This is a genomic window from Petralouisia muris, assembly GCF_004793545.1.
GTDB classification, from domain to species: Bacteria; Bacillota; Clostridia; order Lachnospirales; family Lachnospiraceae; genus Petralouisia; species Petralouisia muris.
In genome coordinates this window covers 1-305 of the sequence record NZ_SRYA01000288.1, presented here as the reverse complement: position 1 = coordinate 305, position 305 = coordinate 1, and the positions used below count along the sequence as shown (strand labels likewise).

The following is a 305-nucleotide window of genomic DNA, read 5'->3' as shown; positions in this document are numbered from 1 at the left end:
TCAAGATTTACTATAAATTCATCGGCTTTGTCGGTGAATTACATATCACACCCACGAAGCGGTGGACAGTATTAAAGCCTAAGAATTGTACAGTGTGCGGTGTTGAATACGTCCCCCGCTCCGCAATATCGAAGTATTGTCCAGAGTGCAGGGAAAAGATAAGAAAGGCTCAAGGGACAGAAACGAAACGTAGGAGCAGAGAACGAAGCAGACAGGTATGTATTGAACTGTCCGCAAAAAATGAACGACTGAGGTGGATCTATGAAAACATCCTACTTCACAGGCCCATTTGCCCCGATGTGCAA

At 44.9% G+C, this 305-nt stretch carries 1 pseudogene; it reads left to right on the top strand.

Annotated elements, in window-relative coordinates:
• Nucleotides 1-305: pseudogene (locus tag E5329_RS32460) on the top strand (hypothetical protein); the annotation flags it as partial.